General features: G+C 47.0%; 12 protein-coding genes. 4 read left to right on the plus strand and 8 right to left on the minus strand.

The genetic code is table 11. The features are described 5' to 3' along the window. Window positions 1-57 precede the first annotated feature (57 nt). The 6 genes from CSH92_RS05130 to gcvT form a co-directional block, all read right to left on the minus strand. Window positions 58-786, minus strand: coding sequence for a PepSY domain-containing protein (locus CSH92_RS05130; RefSeq protein ID WP_100656541.1), 729 nt, complete (start codon window positions 784-786; stop codon window positions 58-60). A gap of 252 nt (window positions 787-1,038) precedes the next feature. Beyond that, a complete protein-coding gene (locus CSH92_RS05135) occupies window positions 1,039-1,695 on the minus strand; it encodes a TorF family putative porin (protein ID WP_100656542.1) in 657 nt (218 codons plus the stop codon). A gap of 162 nt (window positions 1,696-1,857) precedes the next feature. After that, on the minus strand, window positions 1,858-5,847 hold the full coding sequence (locus CSH92_RS05140) for a S8 family peptidase (protein WP_100656543.1): 3,990 nt from the start codon (window positions 5,845-5,847) through the stop codon (window positions 1,858-1,860). 155 nt (window positions 5,848-6,002) lie between these two features. After that, the gene (gene gcvP, locus CSH92_RS05145) at window positions 6,003-8,906 is read right to left on the minus strand and encodes an aminomethyl-transferring glycine dehydrogenase (protein ID WP_100656544.1); all 2,904 of its coding nucleotides are present in this window, start codon (window positions 8,904-8,906) and stop codon (window positions 6,003-6,005) included. An 86-nt stretch (window positions 8,907-8,992) separates the two neighbouring features. Continuing rightward, on the minus strand, window positions 8,993-9,382 hold the full coding sequence (gene gcvH / locus CSH92_RS05150; protein ID WP_100656545.1) for a glycine cleavage system protein GcvH: 390 nt from the start codon (window positions 9,380-9,382) through the stop codon (window positions 8,993-8,995). Between the two features lie 21 nt (window positions 9,383-9,403). Beyond that, window positions 9,404-10,492, minus strand: coding sequence for a glycine cleavage system aminomethyltransferase GcvT (gene gcvT / locus CSH92_RS05155; protein WP_100656546.1), 1,089 nt, complete (start codon window positions 10,490-10,492; stop codon window positions 9,404-9,406). A gap of 134 nt (window positions 10,493-10,626) precedes the next feature. On the opposite strand from gcvT, the gene CSH92_RS05160 reads away from it, so the two are divergent. Next, the gene (locus CSH92_RS05160; RefSeq protein WP_100656547.1) at window positions 10,627-11,493 is read left to right on the plus strand and encodes a LysR family transcriptional regulator; all 867 of its coding nucleotides are present in this window, start codon (window positions 10,627-10,629) and stop codon (window positions 11,491-11,493) included. 92 nt (window positions 11,494-11,585) lie between these two features. Then, a complete protein-coding gene (locus tag CSH92_RS05165; protein WP_240612740.1) occupies window positions 11,586-11,930 on the plus strand; it encodes a hypothetical protein in 345 nt (114 codons plus the stop codon). Window positions 11,931-12,047: 117 nt separating this feature from the next. Here the strand turns inward: CSH92_RS05165 and CSH92_RS05170 are convergent, their stop codons facing one another. Together CSH92_RS05170 and CSH92_RS05175 are read right to left on the minus strand one after the other, a co-directional pair. Further along, window positions 12,048-13,163: an alkaline phosphatase D family protein gene (locus tag CSH92_RS05170; RefSeq protein ID WP_164084660.1), complete on the minus strand. Its 1,116-nt coding sequence runs from the start codon at window positions 13,161-13,163 to the stop codon at window positions 12,048-12,050. Window positions 13,164-13,255: 92 nt separating this feature from the next. Continuing rightward, entirely contained in the window at window positions 13,256-13,597 is a 342-nt protein-coding gene (locus CSH92_RS05175) for a carboxymuconolactone decarboxylase family protein (protein ID WP_100656549.1), read from the minus strand. Window positions 13,598-13,738: 141 nt separating this feature from the next. Here CSH92_RS05175 and CSH92_RS05180 point away from each other — a divergent pair, with 141 nt between their 5' ends. Both CSH92_RS05180 and CSH92_RS05185 read left to right on the plus strand, forming a co-directional pair. Next, window positions 13,739-14,050: an ArsR/SmtB family transcription factor gene (locus tag CSH92_RS05180; RefSeq protein WP_100656550.1), complete on the plus strand. Its 312-nt coding sequence runs from the start codon at window positions 13,739-13,741 to the stop codon at window positions 14,048-14,050. A 21-nt stretch (window positions 14,051-14,071) separates the two neighbouring features. Beyond that, entirely contained in the window at window positions 14,072-14,383 is a 312-nt protein-coding gene (locus CSH92_RS05185; RefSeq protein ID WP_100656551.1) for a rhodanese-like domain-containing protein, read from the plus strand. The last annotated feature ends 56 nt before the right edge of the window (window positions 14,384-14,439 follow it).

A 14,439-nucleotide genomic window follows, 5' to 3' on the forward strand; every position in this document is an offset into this window, starting at 1 on the left:
ATGAGCAGAAATCTTCTTTGCCATAGACATTATAGAGGGCAATGTGGATCGCGTTGTTCACAGGCTGCGTTTGCGTCGCTGCAAACCACGCTGGGCCCAAGAAAATACTAAAACCATTCCCGTTACAGTAAAAAACAACGCAATAATCGCACTGATGATCAGCAAAGGATTATTAAAATTATCGCGCGTTTCATAATCCATAATGTGTAACATCCAGAAGATATCAAATAAACGCCACAAATCGCTCCGTACTTTAAGCACTTCAGCCGTCATAGGATGTAAATAAAACGTGGTGTTTATCCAATCATCAAAATCTACTCGATATACCGGATGCTCGATCCCTGACGCTTCACTCGGAATCGCTGTCAATAAAGCAATCTGCGCGAACTCTCCGCTTCCCGCATAGCGTCTTGTTGCCTCAGCACTGACTAGATCTTCACTCAGCGGTAGCAATGTCTGCCACTGATGGTCGTCGGTCAAACTTAGGAACGTCTCATGGCCGTTAATGTCGACCGCTTCTACTACAGCTTGCCCTAACCGATTAACCCAGCGTAAAGAGGTATATTCGGTTATATCCAGCGGTGCAACTGCAGTGATAGGAACGCTATCCTGCGCACTATCAGCATTCAGAGTGATGTTTTGAACCTCGCTAGGATGCAGTAATGGTTTTCCGTGTACCCATTCTAAGGGCACCGCGCTCATGTATAAGCCTCCGGCGATCCAAAGTAATACCTGAATGCCAATAATTACCCCAATCCATTGATGTAACGTGCGCCAGCGCCGCATAACTGCCTGCCTTATACTTGTAAACCCTATACAACTCACAATCTATAATTTCAGTCTGAGCGCGACTATCGAATGCGGTGAATTGCAACCGTGGGAAAATGTTCTATAAACAAAGAGTACATTAGTGTTTGCAGGTTGAAAACCTGCTTTTTCGGAGCTACTTATGAAGTTCAAAGCATATAAGCATTCAGTCGAAGTCATTGATCGTCTCAGTTGAAGATCAATTGAATCGACTGAAAGTGTAAGAGCAGTTTAAAAGGTTTTGGCCAGTAGTAGCACTAAACGCGTGTCGGCGATATCACTGTCGTCTATATCTGTGCTGTGTAGCGCTAGGCTAGCATCAATGCCATGCCAAGACTTTTCTACCGTTGCACTATAATCCACATAGTTCTCTCCCAGTGCCTCTTCTCCACGCGAATAGCCGACTTGCAGGGTCAGTGAAAATTCGTTGGCTAAGGGGATCAGGTAAGCAGCGGATAAATAGCTGACACTTTCATCACTGTTGATGTAGTCATTGGTATAACCAAACAATAAACTAAAGTTACTTATCTCTGCATTAACCAGCAGTTCGCCATAATCTGAATCGTCACTGCTGGAATAACCTTGATAAGAGTAATAGTTAAACCCAATATCCAACAGCACATGCTCAAATTCGTGCGCGTACCCTAGGTAGTAATCAATTTCAGTATTTGCATCATCGTTGAAATCGACATTAGAGCCCCAAATCCCGCCATACCAACCCGATTCAGACTCGAAATCAACACTCGCTTGTAAAGCAGGGTTACTGTCAGTTTGGCTTATACCTCTGAATACGTAGTCTGAAGCGATGCCGACGGTAAACGAAGGTGCTGAGTGAGCAGTTAAAGGAGATAGTGCGATCAGACCCGCAATAATGGTAGTTGATTTCATGGACTTATTGAGCCTCAAAGTGCATTGATACGCTCTATAACTATAGGTTGAGCAGAGCAAGTAGACAAAGCGCTTATAGCTATTTTTTTACCGTCCAAGGAGGGTTCAACAACGCTTAAGAGTCAAGGCTAGAACATTGCCCTGACTCTACCATCACTGCAGCTACTTTGTGCCTCTGGCAAACCGCTTTCGGTGCCATAACAGCAATAACAACGCAAGCAGCCCGCTACTTGTTGTGGTACCTCCGCCACTATCACTGCTAACAGGTGTTGGTTGTGGCACTGCCGAGCGGTTGGGATCCAATGGATAAGCATCGTTGGCGTCAACTACACCATCATTATCATCATCGTTATCCGCGTTATTCCCAATTCCATCACCATCCGTGTCCACGCTCTCTGTCGGATCGAGCGGGAAAGCGTCTTCATCATCATTGACGCCATCATTGTCGTCGTCCTCATCGGCATTGTTGCCTATGCCGTCTGCGTCAGTGTCTGTGGACTCAGAAGGGTCTAGTGGAAATGCATCTTGAGTATCATTAACACCGTCATTGTCGTCGTCCTCATCCGCATTGTTGCCAATGCCATCACCATCCGTATCTACGGTCTCTGTCGGATCAAGTGGGAAAGCGTCTTCATCATCATTGACACCATCATTGTCGTCGTCTTCATCCGCATTGTTGCCAATGCCGTCACCGTCAGTGTCAGTGTCTTCGGTCGGATCAAATGGAAAAGCATCAATGTCGTTGGTTGCGCCATCATTATCGTGATCATCGTCAAGGTCATTTTCAATGCCATCATCATCCACATCGTTGCCGCCATTGGCGTCAGCACCGATCAACATAAAACCGTTAAGTTCTTGTTTGGTGATGAATTCATCATAACCATAGCTAATGCGCAATGAGCCTATTTCCTCACCGCGGAACATGGGGAGCGTAGCCGTTACATATTGGGGATTAGCTTGGTTAACGCTGGTTTGTAAAGTGACCCAATCGTTATCACCCAGCTTTAATTCAACCGCTACAGACTCTGCTAAAAAGTCTGCAATATATACTTCGACGGCAGGATTAAGTTTATTGACTGCCTGGTCAAAGATACGCGTATCATTTTGTAGCAAGCTCACCAACTTTAAATTTGTCACATAGAAATCGACAGTGTCTTGCAATGAATGAGTCAACGAGGAACGATAAGTTTCACCAAACAAGGTATTATCGAACTCAATAATTAATTGCGCCTGTTCACAATTAAGCTCTGGTACAATATGGGGGTCGAAACTAGAAGCTTTCAGCGTAACAGCCTCAGTCACTTCACCATCGCACTGCCAATAATACGTAGCGTTCGCAGCGTTATCATAGTTGTTCAATTGAGTATCGTTAATAAATGCTCGGTCAAAACTGGTACTACTTGAATACCAATACATTTCACTGCTCTGCGCTGAGATGTCGGCAGTAAAATATGTGCCCCCGCGGCCAATCAAGGTACTTGCATCGCCGACCTCGACCAACTGATCGGTGTACGGAATGTATTTAACTATCTGACCATTGGCACCTGTGGCGAGGCGGTCGGTAGAAAACCACGCTTCAATTTCATTTTCACTGACAAAACCACTCACGGCTAACTCCACCATGCCGCCGCTGAATGTATCGGTAGTTTTATAATAATTGAACCTGCGTGCGGTGTAATTATCGCCTGCGCCAAGTCCACTTCCATCAGGATCATAGGTCATACGATTAAAACCAATTTCCTCAGGAACTAAAGTAGGATCGACGTTGATCGTGAAATGTTCATCATTGGCTAAATCCAAACTCACGATTTCTGATTCTGCTTGCCCTGCGTCCCCGCTGATGGAAATCACATAAATATCCATTTCCTCAGGACCATCGGCAGATTGATCCTCGGTGGTGAAGGTATAATAGGTTGACGCAGAATCTGTCAGCGCATTGACCGCTAGCACAGGGTGTGAAAAGCCCCACGCCCAAGTTCCAGAACTAGAGCCATCGAGATAAACTCCAAAGCTTGCCGTCGAGCCATTGCCAGATACTGGAACAGTTTCACCATCGGAATCTAAGATTGCTTGATAGCCAAAAAACTGAGTTAAATCTGCACTTGAAAGAGAAAGCTCTGTGTCTTCTACCACATCTAAAGCAGTTGCAATATAGCCATTAAGCTGCGCACTCTCAGGCAATCCTGCATCATCACGTAATTGAGGATCGTCGAAAAAGCCAAAGCCGGCCGTTATATTGAGCGGAATTGCCGGTACTTTAACCGCCTTTGACTGCCCTGCCGGCAGATCGATAAAACGATAGAACCCCTCGGCATTATTTACCAATGATACAAATATGGATTTATCCGTGTCTTGCGACAATGCAACCTCAAAGGATTTCTCTAGCACGACTGGTACTTGGAGCGTTTGCTCACTGCTGATAATTTGTAAATTATCGAACAATACCATCGCTCCATTTTCAGGTGTTGGAAGTGCAGCCACATCGGCTATTTCAATGGTAAAGTCCAGGCTCATGGCGCTATTGGCTTCTAGCGTCAACTCCACCTCATTAATTGTGAGAGTGATGCCGTCTGGGAGCGCATCGGGTAGTGCGAGACTAATATCAACAGCGTCATCACTTAAGTTTTCAACCAGCAATGAAGCCGTATTTGTCCAACGGGTCGCCTGATTGTCTACCTTTCCAAAACTTAAGATCCCTTGCGGTACAACCAATGTGGCAGCAATAGCCGCTGGTATATTCATGCGGCCGGTGCCTTGCGCGAAAGGATCCTCGCCTAAGTCAACCGTTCCGGCCATTAACTTACTTTTAATATCCCGCGCTGACATGTCGGGAAAGGCCTGCTTCAATAACGCGGCAGCTCCAGCGACATGAGGCGCGGCCATACTGGTACCGCTCAGACTTCCGGTCGCCGAGTCAGGTAACGCCGATAAAATATCGCTACCCGGCGCAGTAATTTCCGGTTTTAATACCCCAGACGCTAGCATTTCACCTTTCGAACTAAAATAAGACAGTTCGTCACTTTTGGTACTAGAAGCTACGGTAATTGCATTGCGCGCGCTGGCGGGTGAAGTACTCCCAACATCGCCGTAACTCCCTCCATTACCGGCTGCGACAACGACGACAATACCAGCGTCTACAGCAGCGTCAGTCGCCTGGCTTAATGGGTCAGTTGCATCACCGCCACCACCTAAACTCATGTTGATCACATCAACCTGATCGTCCGTTTGTGGGTCTCCATCCGGATCCACAGCTCGTTCGATCGCAGCAATAATATTAACGTCTGAGCCAAAGCCTTGATCTGAAAGCGCTTTGTAGGCATGCAATTTAGCCTGTGGTGCCACCCCCAGCATCGTGTCGCTGTTTGCCGCAACGATGGCCGCAACATGAGTACCATGACCATCGCCATCCATCGGATCGCTATCGCCGTAATGGAAATCATAGCCATCAGTGACTTTGCACTCTGCACCAAAACACCCCCCTAGCGCGGGGTGCGTATAATCAATGCCGGTATCGATAATAGCGACCGTTATGCCGTCGCCCTGCAAGCTCTGCTCGTTGCTATCGGTCATCGCCCAAACGTCAGGAGCACCCACTAGAGGAACACTCTCAGCTAACGACTTGTAATAATAAGACTCAGCTACCACCCGCTTCACTTGTGGAAGCTTTTGTATCGCCGCTATTGTGTTGTCGTTAGCAATGACCACCAACGCATTCGACACGCGCTGAAATGCTTTGTCTAGGGCGACTTTTGGTGCGACCTGTTGCATCGATTGCCAAACATTATCTTGTTCAGCTTTTAACTGATAAAAATAATCCCTCACAGCTCCCTTAACCGCAGACTTATCTTGCGACGTCTGTTGTGTCAGTCCATTTTCGTCCGACGCAGCTTGTAGTAGCGAATGTCGATAGGCCAGTAGCGAGGGATTTTGCAATTCAACAATGTAGCGACGCTGTTCGTTTACGCCTAATTCAATCAACGGATACTGGCGATGTTTGGAATGGGTAATGGCGAGGGTTTGATGGTCCGCTAGATAGGCTGTGCGTACACCATTGTTCACCACTATATCCCGGGCTAGTGGTGGCTTTGATTGGGCAGAAACAACAGTACTGGCGAGGCCAGCTAATACAGCTAAGGCTACCTTTGATTTCATGATACGTCCTTGTAGAGCAAATTCTTATTATTGAAAGTTTGAAAAAAATAATAGCCACAGTCTAATTTTCATGCAACCGGTTTTAGCCTTAAGGCTTTTTATTGCATGTACAAAAAAGGAGACACTTCGGTCTCCTTTTCGATACAGACTGGGGCTTACTCCCCGTCACCGCGATACATGTCCATACTTGGGCATGAGCAGATCAAGTTCCGATCACCATATACATCATCAATCCGGTTGACGCTTGGCCAGAATTTATTCTTAGCCACTGCTGGCACTGGGTAAGCCGCTAGCATACGGTCGTAGCTTCGAGTCCAGTTAGCATCACAAATATCCGCCAACGTATGCGGCGCATTGTGTAATGGATTATCGGTAGCATCCCACTCCCCGCTTTCTACTTTGGCGATCTCTTCGCGAATGTGGATCATGGCCTCGATAAACCGATCAAGTTCAACTTTAGCTTCTGACTCTGTTGGCTCGATCATCAACGTGCCAGCCACTGGGAAACTCATGGTTGGGGCGTGGAACCCGTAGTCATTCAAACGCTTGGCAATGTCCATCTCTGACACACCCGATGTTTCCTTCAGCGGACGCAGATCGATAATGCACTCGTGTGCAACGCGGCCATTGCGACCTTTGTAAAGTACTGGATAATGACCTTCTAATTTCTTCGCCACATAGTTGGCGTTTAGGATCGCGACCTCAGTAGCCTTTTTCAGACCTTCACCGCCCATCATCTTAATGTACATGTAGCTGATCGGTAGGATTGACGCACTGCCCCATGGTGCTGCTGAAACAGCTCCATTATCACGGCCAGTATTGTCGATACTGACCACTGTATGGTTAGGTAAAAACGGCTGTAAGTGCGCTTTAACGCCGATCGGCCCCATACCTGGACCACCACCGCCGTGGGGGATACAGAAAGTTTTATGCAGATTCAAATGCGACACATCAGCACCGATAAAGCCGGGTGAGGTGATCCCTACCTGGGCGTTCATGTTGGCACCATCCAAATACACCTGACCACCGTGCTCATGCACGATGTCACAGATTTCACGCACTGTTTCTTCGTACACACCGTGAGTCGATGGATAGGTGATCATCGCGCAAGAGAGATTATCTGCAACTTCTGCCGCCTTTTTACGCAAATCCGCTAAATCAACGTTACCGTCTTTGTCGCAGTTAACCACGACAACTTTAAGACTGACCATCTGCGCCGATGCCGGGTTGGTACCGTGGGCCGAACTTGGGATCAAACATACGTTGCGATGCCCTTCGCCGCGGCTCTGATGGTAACGTTGAATTGCCAATAATCCGGCATACTCACCCTGAGCACCAGAATTTGGCTGCATTGACAATGCATCATAACCCGTGATGTTAATTAGCCAATCACTGAGCTCGCCAATCATCTCGGCGTAACCTTGAGCTTGATCCAATGGCGCAAACGGGTGTAGCTGACCGAACTCTGGCCACGTGATAGGGATCATCTCTGCTGTGGCATTGAGCTTCATGGTACAAGAGCCCAACGAGATCATCGAGTGATTCAAGGCTAAATCTTTGTTTTCCAAGCTCTTAATGTAACGCAACATCTCGGTTTCTGAGTGATACTGGTTAAATACCTCATGCGTTAAGATAGCAGTTTGGCGATGCAAATCTGCTGGAATAGACGTTGAACCCTGAGTGGTGACTTCAGCATCTAATTGCTCGATATCCAAACCGTGGCCTTCCCCGAGCAACACATCAAACAATGCAGCGATATCATCGCGAGTGGTCGTCTCGTCCATCGTGATGCCAACAGCATTATCTAGGTCGGCGCGTAAGTTCATACCGCGGGCACGCGCTCGCTCAAGCACCACCTGTTGGTCATCAACCACCACACCGATAGTATCAAACCAGGTACTGTGCAATAGGCCAACTTCTTTTTGGCTTAACCCGGTTGCCAAAATATCTGCCATCCGATGGATGCGTTGGGCAATCGTTTTCAGCCCCTGTGGACCGTGATAGACCGCATAAAATGACGCGATGTTGGCCAACAATACTTGCGCAGTACAAATATTTGAATTGGCTTTCTCACGGCGAATATGTTGTTCACGGGTCTGCAGTGCCATGCGCAAAGCAGGATTGCCGCGCATATCTTTACTTACGCCGATAATCCGCCCCGGCAAAGAACGCTTATATTCATCTCGCGTAGCAAAAAAAGCTGCGTGTGGGCCACCGTACCCCATGGGTACACCAAAGCGTTGTGCGCTACCAAAAACCACATCCGCACCCATTTCACCGGGTGATTTAAGTAATACCAAGCTCATGATATCAGCCGCCACTGCAACGATACCTTTTTTGCTCTGCACCGCAGCGATTAGGTCACTGATATCAGTGACTTCACCGGTTGAGCTTGGGTATTGCAGTAGTGCACCAAACACATCATGCGCTGTCACGCTTTCAGCTGGGCCAGTCACAACCTCAAAACCGAACATTTCCGCGCGGGTCTTCACCACATCGATAGTTTGTGGAAACACGTTATCGGCAACGAAGAACGTATTGCATTTTTTATTTTTGCTAACGCGTTTTGCCAGCGCCATCGCTTCAGCAGCTGCTGTAGCTTCATCAAGCAATGATGCTGACGCCAAGGGTAAACCGGTTAAATCAATCGTGACCTGTTGGAAATTAAGGATCGCTTCTAAGCGCCCTTGTGCGATTTCGGGTTGATAAGGGGTATACGCCGTGTACCAACCAGGATTTTCCAACACATTGCGCAAGATAACATTCGGTGTATGAGTACCGGTGTATCCCATACCAATAAACGAACGAAACACTTTATTTTTGTTGGCGACAGCCTTGAGCTGCGCAAGCGCATCTACTTCGTTTTCTGCCACGCCGACATTAAGCGGCTCCGGTAAGCGGATCCCTGCTGGTACGGTCTGACTGATCAGATCGTCCAAGGATTCGGCACCGATGGTTTCTAACATTTGGGCAATTTCTTGCTGGCCAGGTCCAATATGGCGTCTTACAAAATCCTGAGGTTGCTCTAGCTGAGCCAAAGTCTGATTGGTATTTGACATAATCGAGTACTAGTTGTGTTGCGCAATGAATATAAGTGCCGCGACTATGCGCGGCACATGAGTTTTAGCAGCGGTTTACCGCAAATTTAGTCTTCGTCGATGCTAGCTTCGTAGCCGTCGGCATCCAATAAGGCGTCGACTTCACTGGCGTCGTCAGCTTTAATCTTAAACATCCAACCATCGCCGAAAGGGTCTGAATTGACCAGTTCAGGCGAGTCTTCAAGATCTTCATTAACAGCGATGATTTCACCGCTGATAGGCGCATAAACATCAGACGCCGCTTTTACTGACTCGGCAACGACAATATCGTCGCCCGTGCTAACTTGATCACCGACATCCGGTAGTTCGACAAACACCATGTCTCCCAGCAGATCTTGGGCGTGTTCAGTAATACCCACAGTGAATACACCATCACCTTCTGGGCGAACCCACTCATGAGTAGCGGTATAACGAAGCTCTTTTGGAATGTTGCTCATAATTGATCCTGCTATTGAATTTTAGTTATCTGTTAAAACACTTTTGCCATTGCGAACAAAACTGGGTTTTACCACATTTACTGTAACCCACTTTTTGCGCATTTCCACTTCAACTGTCTCGCCTACATCAGCAGGTACCCGAGCCATGGCAATCGAATGGCCTAAGGTAGGAGAAAATGTACCTGAAGTGATAACACCATTCCCGGCCTCACAGCGAACGGCCTGACCTGCTCGCAGTACGCCCTTATCTTTCATTACCAAGCCCACTAACTTGTCTGTGCCGGCAGCTTTTTGTTGCTCTAGCGCCGCGCGCCCAACGAAGTTACGATCCTGTGGTTCCCAAGTAATCGTCCAGCCCATATTCGCCGCTAACGGGGATATCGTTTCATCCATATCTTGCCCGTATAAGTTCATACCAGCTTCTAAGCGCAGCGTATCGCGCGCGCCCAGTCCGCACGGTTTTACTCCTGCGTCGAGTAGTTGTTGCCATAACGCAACCGCATCAGCTTTGTTGACAATAATTTCGTAACCCGCTTCACCGGTATAACCCGTCGTGGCGATGAAAAGGTCTTCGGCTTGTACACCAAAAAACGGCTTCATACCTTCGACCGCTTCTTTTTGTGCCGCAGAAAATACCTGCTGCGCTTTTTGCTTGGCGTTGGGCCCCTGCACCGCAATCATTGCAAACTCATCGCGAGCCTGAATATTGACAGCAAACCCTTCGGCTTGCTGATTCAACCAGTTCATGTCTTTTTCACGCGTTGCTGAATTAACCACTACCCGATAATTGGTCTCGTCGAAATGATAAACAATCAGGTCATCAATAACCCCACCCGCTTCATTTAACATACCGGAATAAAGCGCTTTGCCTTTGACTGTTAATTTGGCGACGTCATTCGCTAGCAAATGGCGAAGATACGCCTTTGCTTCTGCACCCTGCACATCAACAATCGTCATGTGCGACACATCGAACATTCCGGCGTCTTGTCTAACTGCATGATGCTCTTCGATTTGCGAGCCATAATTGATGGGCATATCCCAACCAAAAAAGTCGACCATTTTGGCACCAAGGTCTACGTGGGCTTGATATAAAGCAGTATGCTTATTCATAGTGGTTGTCGCTACGCTGTTACTTATTTAGCCATTGAGTATAGAAAGCACCTGCTCGACAAACAAATTTGAATTACTTATCATCTCATAAGTTTTTTAAATGTATTTAGCACCTAACATTAGATTACTTAATCATGAAGCAACTCTCAATGGACGCTCTGCGAACGTTTGTCACCATAATCAACCAAGGCGGGTTTGCTAAAGCGGGCGACTTATTGGGCCGCTCGCAACCCGCTATCAGCCTACAAATAAAGAAACTTGAATCGCAACTCAACAGCAAGCTTTTTAGCAAAGTTGGGCAGCGTTACCAGCCAACTACCCATGGGCAGTGGTTGTATCAAAAAGCGTCCCAAATTCTTGCGTTGAATGATGAAGTATTCCATTTTAGTGAGCAAGACCCGCTGCGCGGCCGGATGCGCTTGGGGATCCCGAGTGAGTTCGCGTCGATATTACTGCCCTCAATCATTGGAGAGTTCTCCTCTCAATATCCTGATGTAGCGTTAGAAGTTACTTCATCATTGAGTCGTGATTTATTGCATGAACAGCAGCGTGACGCTTTTGATGTGATCCTAGCGCTAACCGATGACTCTATGGCTGCTCAAGCTGACTATCAGGTCCAAGATGAGCTGGTCTGGATAAGTTCACGCGGTCAACCAACAGACTCCGGCCTGATTTCTCTGGTTCTCGCCCCTGATGGCTGCGTCTATCGTAGCCGCGTGATCGAGTGTTTGAAACAACAAACGGTGCCCTGGCGTATCGCCTATACCAACGCTGACCTCAGTGGTCTCAGTGCAGCTATGAGTCAGGGCATGGGAATAACAGCACTAGCTAAACGCAGCGTGCCGGATAACCTAGTCGTTATAAACAAACCTTTCTTACCGGATTTAGGTAAGGTCAATATCTGCTTGTTCGACTTAGCCAAACAGCGGAGCCAGCGGAATCAGTCCACCATCAGTCGTACATTAATGCAATTTATTGCGCGGCGCCTGCCACGCTCTTGAAACACTTGAGAAATTTCAAATCTGGCGTAAGCTGAATGTGTTGGAGTTGTAAGTTGGCTATGGAACGGTCCCATCACTTAACAGGAATTACTATGACGTTTAAACACACACTTTCAAAAACTGCATGTTTAGCCGCGATTGTCGGCTTGGGTTTTGTTGGCAACGCGACTGCTGATGACCATGAAGAAACCTACTCAACAGAAGCGTATTGCTTATTACAAAAAGAAAATGTAGACCCAAGGTACTTACAAGCGTACGCCGACAAGTTAGGTCTTGTGCCGTCACGCAAAACGTGTCGTTCATTTTTGGAATTTGCTGAAGCGGTAACGCCAAAAGAGTGGGACTACCCGCAAGGCCGCCCATACCCTGGTAGCGTGATCCGCTTGACCAAAGATCAAATCGAGAAAATTAAAGCTGCGAAAAATAGCGATAAGTAATCGTTTCGTCCCCCTAGAAACTAGGGGGAAATCTTGATTTCTGAGTTGATCATAGCCGCATAAACCGTCAGATTAGACAAACGCATCGCACATTTCCCACGCGCTTTTTATTGAAATTTATTCTGCCCCTACTGACATCGTTTGATGACGTAGTTGCCCTAACAACACCTCTTGCTCATAAAGATTGGCGCCTTTGGCGTCGAGCGCACGCAGCGTAATCCGTGTATTTTCCAGCGGCTCTTGCCAGGCAATATCGAGCTTGCCGAAATGGGACTGGCGGTGAACGCTACTGACGCGAAATGAGTTGAGTTCATCGACAGGTTTATATGCGTCTGTCATGCCACTGACGGTAAAATCCCAGAGTGGATACGGCGGTTTGTCACCGAGCTGCCCCTTATCAACCGACACCTCTGTGAGATGACGATCGCCGGAAATGATCACAACACCGGAAGCGTTGGTACTAGAAATCAATTGATACAAACGTTCACGCTCGTGAGGCATATTCCCCCAGGTTTCCCACCCATGCTCATGAGCTACCACCTGAATACTACTGATCAGTAAACGGATCTCCGCGGGCTTGAGCAACTGCTCTTCCAACCATTGCCACTGGGTTTCCCCTAGCAAGGTAAGGGTTGCGTCAGAGGTCGGTTTGTATGGCCCGAGCCCCTCCTCATTGCTGTTCTCTTTACGCAATAAAGGATCACGATGATAACGCGTGTCTAACATGATCACCTGTACACGCTTGCCTGGTTCGCCAAAGACTCTTGAATGATAGATTCCAGCTTGTTTGCGAATGGGGTCATTATCAGCAAAACCGAAAAAATCAAGGAATGCTTGCTGGCTTAATGACTTCAATGGGTATTCTTTACCCCCATCATTCATGCCGTAGTCGTGATCATCCCAAGTTGCCATGATAGGTACCTGAGATCTAAAATCGGCAAACGCTGGCTTGCTGGCGAGCGTTTGATAAGCCTCAGTAAAGCGTTTTGGATCGCGCACGGGATGGGAAATACGTTGCCCCCATTGATCAACGTGGACATCAGCGTATTGATTATCACCAATAAATAAAAACAAATCGGGCGATGCCCTTCCGATGGTCTCCCAAATGGGTTGCGGTTCACGCTCTTTTGCACATGAGCCAATAGCAATACTGTTAATTGCATCTGGCCATCGCGGGCTGGCAGCGACACTCGAAACTACAAATAAGGCGCACCCAATTAAACCGTACTTCATACTGACTCCCATACCCAATTGATATGCAGTGTGATCAACCATCTAGAGTATTGCAACTCTTGAGATATTGCCATTCATGCGTAATGACATCATTATTTGCTAAATTCATCAAATGCCTGCATGGCATCTGCAGCGTACATCAATGAAGGACCGCCTCCCATGTAAATCGCCATGGCTAAGGTTTCTTCCACTTCTTCTTTGCTGGCGCCTAACTCAACCAATGCCTTTACATGAAAACCGATACAACCATCACAACGGGTCGAAACACCAATGGCCAGCGCAATAAGCTCCTTGGTTTTCTTATCTAAAACACCATCGGCCGTGGCGGCCTTAGCCATCGCGGAGAATCCTTGCATAGTCTCATTAATATCTGTGCGTAGTCCTTTCATATTTTTCGAAATGCGCTGGGTAATTTCAACGTATGACTTACTCATAGGGGGCTCCTTATGATCGTATAGGGTTAATCTCTCAACATGGGTAATAACAATAGTTCTATGTCACTTACCATTAAGTTTGCGTAACAAATAAAACTTCATTATATTAGCGATTACTAATATTAAATCAAACGTTTTAAGATGCTTCTTGCGCCTAATTTCGAAACCTTTAAAACCAGTGTAGTAAAAGCTGAACAGCTGTTAAAGCTGCTGGCGAACCAACACCGTTTACAGATTCTTTGCTGCCTACTGCAAAGTGAAAAATCAGTTGGCGAGCTCGAAGAAACTCTAAATCTGTCGCAGTCAGCCATATCTCAACATCTCGCAAAATTGCGTCATTCCGGGATAGTTTCAGGCCAGCGTAGAGGGCAGAAAATCTTTTATCAATTAACCAATATTGAAGCGCATGCCATTTTAACAACACTCTACTTAGCCTACTGCAAAGATAAGTAAAATCTAATATAGGAGAAAGTTATGCAAATCCAAAATGCAACTGCACAACAAGTCAAACAGTGGTTAGATGATGGGCAAGCAGTATTAATTGATGTGCGTGAACCCAACGAATTTACTCAAGCGCACATCCCTGGAGCAACATTGTTGCCGCTTGGCAATATTAGTGCAGCAGACTTACCAAAAGTGCAAGAGAATATCGTTATTTATTGCCAAAAAGGCGGCCGTGGCAATAAAGCCTGTATTAAGGTCACCAGCGAAAGTGATTTGACGGTATTTAATCTTGAAGGTGGGATTGAAGCATGGGCTGCCGCGGGCTTTCCCGTAAATAGTTAGATAATAATTTATCGCGCAGAGCATGCAGAAATGCGTTCCTATGGTATGGTTAGCAC

Source organism: Neoalteromonas flava (assembly GCF_002807685.1).
Taxonomy (GTDB): domain Bacteria; phylum Pseudomonadota; class Gammaproteobacteria; order Enterobacterales; family Alteromonadaceae; genus Alteromonas_E; species Alteromonas_E flava.

Bases quoted from the DNA above. Each gene is read 5' to 3' on its own strand.
- CSH92_RS05130 (WP_100656541.1), bottom strand. From the start codon at position 786: ATGCGGCGCTGGCGCACGTTACATCAATGGATTGGGGTAATTATTGGC.
- CSH92_RS05135 (WP_100656542.1), bottom strand. From the start codon at position 1,695: ATGAAATCAACTACCATTATTGCGGGTCTGATCGCACTATCTCCTTTA.
- CSH92_RS05140 (WP_100656543.1), bottom strand. From the start codon at position 5,847: ATGAAATCAAAGGTAGCCTTAGCTGTATTAGCTGGCCTCGCCAGTACT.
- gcvP (WP_100656544.1), bottom strand. From the start codon at position 8,906: ATGTCAAATACCAATCAGACTTTGGCTCAGCTAGAGCAACCTCAGGAT.
- gcvH (WP_100656545.1), bottom strand. From the start codon at position 9,382: ATGAGCAACATTCCAAAAGAGCTTCGTTATACCGCTACTCATGAGTGG.
- gcvT (WP_100656546.1), bottom strand. From the start codon at position 10,492: ATGAATAAGCATACTGCTTTATATCAAGCCCACGTAGACCTTGGTGCC.
- CSH92_RS05160 (WP_100656547.1), top strand. From the start codon at position 10,627: ATGAAGCAACTCTCAATGGACGCTCTGCGAACGTTTGTCACCATAATC.
- CSH92_RS05165 (WP_240612740.1), top strand. From the start codon at position 11,586: ATGACGTTTAAACACACACTTTCAAAAACTGCATGTTTAGCCGCGATT.
- CSH92_RS05170 (WP_164084660.1), bottom strand. From the start codon at position 13,163: ATGAAGTACGGTTTAATTGGGTGCGCCTTATTTGTAGTTTCGAGTGTC.
- CSH92_RS05175 (WP_100656549.1), bottom strand. From the start codon at position 13,597: ATGAGTAAGTCATACGTTGAAATTACCCAGCGCATTTCGAAAAATATG.
- CSH92_RS05180 (WP_100656550.1), top strand. From the start codon at position 13,739: ATGCTTCTTGCGCCTAATTTCGAAACCTTTAAAACCAGTGTAGTAAAA.
- CSH92_RS05185 (WP_100656551.1), top strand. From the start codon at position 14,072: ATGCAAATCCAAAATGCAACTGCACAACAAGTCAAACAGTGGTTAGAT.